Origin of the sequence: Micromonospora sp. CPCC 206060, from assembly GCF_036906895.1 — a bacterium.
Taxonomy (GTDB): domain Bacteria; phylum Actinomycetota; class Actinomycetes; order Mycobacteriales; family Micromonosporaceae; genus Micromonospora.
The window spans coordinates 1-4,637 of record NZ_JBAKHU010000149.1; the positions used below are offsets into that span (position 1 = coordinate 1).

3 protein-coding genes are annotated in these 4,637 nt (G+C 65.9%); 1 reads left to right on the forward strand and 2 read right to left on the reverse strand.

From position 1 onward, the window contains the following. Positions 1–569 precede the first annotated feature (569 nt). Together V6U90_RS32445 and V6U90_RS32450 are read right to left on the reverse strand one after the other, a co-directional pair. Positions 570–1,256: an integrase core domain-containing protein gene (locus V6U90_RS32445; protein WP_334444843.1), complete on the reverse strand. Its 687-nt coding sequence runs from the start codon at positions 1,254–1,256 to the stop codon at positions 570–572. 39 nt (positions 1,257–1,295) lie between these two features. Further along, a complete protein-coding gene (locus V6U90_RS32450; RefSeq protein WP_334444845.1) occupies positions 1,296–1,679 on the reverse strand; it encodes a hypothetical protein in 384 nt (127 codons plus the stop codon). A gap of 555 nt (positions 1,680–2,234) precedes the next feature. Here V6U90_RS32450 and V6U90_RS32455 point away from each other — a divergent pair. Beyond that, a partial coding sequence (locus V6U90_RS32455) for an ice-binding family protein (RefSeq protein ID WP_334444847.1) occupies positions 2,235–4,637 on the forward strand: 2,403 nt, incomplete at its 3' end.

Below are 4,637 nucleotides of genomic sequence, written 5' to 3' on the forward strand. Positions count from 1 at the left end.
CTCGTTTCAGCCATGAGCCTCTATCCCTCAAGTCCTGGCCTCCACGTTACGAGGGGAACCACACCTCGGGTGTACGGCGCTGCCAGTGGCTGGTTGAACGCTGCGGTCCGTCACCAGCGACTTCCCGGCTGGACGAAGCGTGGCCCTCGCACCCGACCCCGATCCGGCCTGGCCGCGGGCGCATGCGTGGGTGCTCCGTGGGTGCTCGGACGTCGGGGAACCAGGGGCGGAGGGGCTGGACTGAGCCGGATTCTCGACCCCGCAGCGAGTGACGATTAAGTAGATGTCTATCGCACCTACGGATCAGAAGGTTAGGGGTTCGAGTCCCTTCGGGCGCGCAAGATCAAGAGGGTCATGACCTGCGGAAACGCAGTTCACGACCCTCTTTGTTTTCGTCCTCCGTGGACGGTTGGGTGCTCGGTGGGTGCTCGTGCGACGAGCATCCCTCGCGTCCGGGTCTGTCCGGCCGGCGTGCGCCTTGTCCGGGTGGGTTTCGATCATGGTTCGGCCTGTTGAGCCGCGGCTCGGGGAGTCCGACAACCCGGGCGGCGCTGCGGGTGCCGAGAATCTCATCCGCGCTGGTCAGGCGGCATGCTCGTACTCATGTAAAAGCCCGCCGAGTCGGTCGTGTCGATGGCGTTCAGGTGTGTCAGCGCTGCGGGGTCGGTCATCGGTTCGGGTAGTGGACAGAGCGGTCGGGTGTTGGCGATGCCGCGATGCGGCCGATGCTGGCTGTGGTGGTGTTCGTACTCCCGGAGTGCGTGTACCAGGTGGGCGTGGTTCCAGATCAGTGTTCGGTCGAGCAGTTCATGCCGGCAGGCTTGGATCCAGCGTTCCGTGATCGAGTTCATGCGTGGCATCCGGACGTCGCTGCGCACGACCGTGATCCCGGCGTCGGCGAGGACCGTGTCGAACAGGGCGGGGTACTTGCCGTCTCGATCCCGGATCAGGTATTTCACCTGGCATCCGGCATCTTCGAGATCCATCACGAGGTTCCGGGCGGCCTGGATGACCCAGCCAGCGGCCGGGTGGGCGGTGGCGCCGAGAACGCGGACTCGACGGGTGGCGTGTTCGATGACCGCAAGGACGTAGAGGCGGGCGCCGGTCAGCGTGGTGGTGTCGAAGAAGTCGGCGGCGTTGATGGCGTGCGCCTGCGAGCGCAGGAACGTTGCCCAGGTGGTGGCGGTGCGCTGGGGTGCCGGGTCGATACCGGCTTGCTGCAGGATCTCCCAGACGGTGGAGGCGGTGACCTTCACACCCAGGACGAGAAGTTGGCCGTGGATGCGGCGGTACCCCTACGTGGTGTTGTCTCGGGCCATGTGCAGCACCAGCCGGCGGATTGATCGCACGGTGCGTGGCCGTCCGGCCCGTTGGGGTCGGGAGATTCTGGCGTGCCGGCGGGCGATCAGGTCACGGTGCCAGCGCAGCACGGTCTCCGGGCGGACCAGCAGTCGCAGGTTGCGGGGCACGTCGCGGGGTAGCCGGTGGAGCACAGCAGCAAGCCAGGCTCGGTCGGCCCGCGTGAACCGGACCGTCTCGCCGTGAAGTTGCCGCTGCAGGACGGTGACCTGGTGGCGCAGCGCGAGGATCTCGGCGTCCTTGTCTCGGTCGTTTATCGGCAGCAGCCGTAGCAGCGCGAGAGTGTTGGTTGTGCCGAGGTAGGCCAGTCGCAGCAGCACGGCAGGTCATCCTCGCGCACCGCTCAACGTCGATCATCTGGTGCATCCGGGCTGAGCGGGCTTGGGGCCGCACCCGGCGTTCTGATCTCAGCACGAAGGGTTGTGACCAGGATGGACGAGGTTTTCGGCACCCGCAGAGTCGCACGCCTCGATTTTCCTGTTCAGGAGCTGCGCCCAGTCTCCGGACCGGGCGAGGATCGCAACCTCCCGGCGGATGATCAGCCGGTGGATGTGAGGCCGCCTCGCGCCTGGTGCAACTGACCTACGAAGACGCCGGGCATCATCTCACTACAGCCTTTTGCGGCATTTCACCGTATTGCTCCCCTTTGCGGAGATAACCTCCTGTAGAAGGCTTTTGGGCGTCCGTCACCTGACGCTGCGCCAGTTAACAACCTTTGCGCTCCGAATCTCGCCGGGGGGCGGGATCTTGATTGGTGGGGGAAATCTGTGTCGGTGATCCGTTTGGCTCGCGCGTGTCGTAGACGCCGTCGGTCTATTGCGATGGCGATGGCGGGGGCTGTCGTCTCTACGACGATTTTCGTAGGGGTCGTCGGGATGCCGGCGGCGTGGGCCCAGGCCCCGGTCCCGTTGGGGGTTGCCGAGTCCTACGGGGTGTTGGCTGGCCAGGCGGTCACTGACGTCCCGCCTCCCGTCGGCCCTTCGGTCATCAACGGGGACCTGGGTGTCTGGCCGGGCACGTCGGTCACCGGCGCCCCCGTGGTGAACGGCGACACACACGTCGGTGACACCGCAGCGATGCAGGCCCAGGCCGCTCTGACCACGGCGTACAACTTTGCCGCAGCGGAACCAACAACCGGTACGGTGAGCTCCGACCTCGGCGGCCAAACTCTGCCCGCAGGGGTGTACAGGTCTCCCTCCACCATGTCTCTGACGGGCACTGTCACGCTGGATGGGGAGAATGATCCCAACGCGGTGTTCATCTTCCAGGTGGGATCCGACCTGGTCACCGCGACGGATAGCCGGGTCAGCCTGATCCGTGGCGCGCAACCGTGCAACGTGTTCTGGCAGGTCACCAGCTCGGCGACCCTGAATACCAGAACAATTTTCGCCGGAAGCATCTTGGCGTTGCAATCGGCGACGCTGGGGGAAGGAGCCACCGTTGCTGGACGGGTGCTGGCCCGCAACGGCGCCGTCACGCTGATCCACAACACCATCACGCGACCGTTCTGCGCCGCATCCATCGCGCCACCGACGATCTCCAAGGCTTTCGGGGACGCGACCATCCCTTCGGGCGGGACGACGTCGCTTGGTTTCACCCTCAGTAACCCCAACCCGGGCACGTCGTTGACCGGGGTCGGTTTCAGTGACACCCTGCCCGCAGGGCTCGTGGTCGCCACGCCCAACGGGTTGAGTGGTTCCTGTGGCGGCGGCACGATCACCGCGACTGCTGGTAGCAGCAGCATCAGCCTGGCTGGTGCGACCTTGCCGGCCAACGGAAGTTGCACCTTTTCGGTGAACGTCACCGGCACCACCAGCGGAACGAAGGTGAACACCAGCGGCCCGGTGGACTCGAACGAAAGCGGCCCGGGCGCCCCCGCCTCGGCAACCGTCACAGTCGGCGCGGCGGTCGTCGCACCACCAACAATCGCCAAAGCCTTCGGAGATGCGACCATCCCTTCGGGCGGGACGACGTCGCTTGGTTTCACCCTCAGTAACCCCAACCCGGGCACGTCGTTGACCGGGGTCGGTTTCAGTGACACCCTGCCCGCAGGGCTCGTGGTCGCCACGCCCAACGGGTTGAGTGGTTCCTGTGGCGGCGGCACGATCACCGCGACTGCTGGTAGCAGCAGCATCAGCCTGGCTGGTGCGACCTTGCCGGCCAACGGAAGTTGCACCTTTTCGGTGAACGTCACCGGCACCACCAGCGGAACGAAGGTGAACACCAGCGGCCCGGTGGACTCGAACGAAAGCGGCCCGGGCGCCCCCGCTGCGGCGAGCATCACGGTCGCCGTCGCTACACCACCGACGATTTCCAAGGCTTTCGGGACCACGACTATCGGTGCCGGCGGGACGACGTCGCTTGGTTTCACCCTCAGTAACCCCAACGCGCGTACGTCGTTGACCGGGGTTGGTTTCAGTGACACCCTGCCCGCAGGGCTCGTGGTCGCCACGCCCAACGGGTTGAGTGGTTCCTGTGGCGGCGGCACGATCACCGCGACTGCTGGTAGCAGCAGCATCAGCCTGGCTGGTGCGACCTTGCCGGCCAACGGAAGTTGCACCTTTTCGGTGAACGTCACCGGCACCACCAGCGGAACGAAGGTGAACACCAGCGGCCCGGTGGACTCGAACGAAAGCGGCCCGGGCGCCCCCGCTGCGGCGAGCATCACGGTCGCCGTCGCTACACCACCGACGATTTCCAAGGCTTTCGGGAAAGCGACCATCCCCCTCAACGGGACGACGTCACTGGGTTTCACCCTCACCAACCCCAATACAGAGACTTCGCTGACCGGCGTCAGTTTCGTCGACAGCCTTCCTACGGGACTGGTGGTCGCCACACCCAGCGCCGCGCAGACCAACTGCGCCTCCGGCACGATCGCGGCGACTCCCGGTAGCAGCAGCATCAGCCTGTTCAGCGCCACCCTGCCGGCCAACGGGAGTTGCACAGTGTCGGTCAACGTCACCGGCACCACCACCGGAACAAAAGTCAATACGACGACTGCCGTCACCTCGGTCCAAAGCGGCCCAGGCGCCCCCGCCTCGGCAACCGTCACAGTCGGCGCGGCGGTCGTCACGCCGCCGACAATCGCCAAGGCTTTCGGGGATGCGACGATCCCTCTTGGCGGGACGACGTCGCTTGCTTTCACCCTCAGTAACCCCAACGCGCGTACGTCGTTGACCGGGGTCGGTTTCAGTGACACCCTGCCCGCAGGGCTCGTGGTCGCCACGCCCAACGGGTTGAGTGGTTCCTGTGGCGGCGGCACGATCACCGCGACTGCT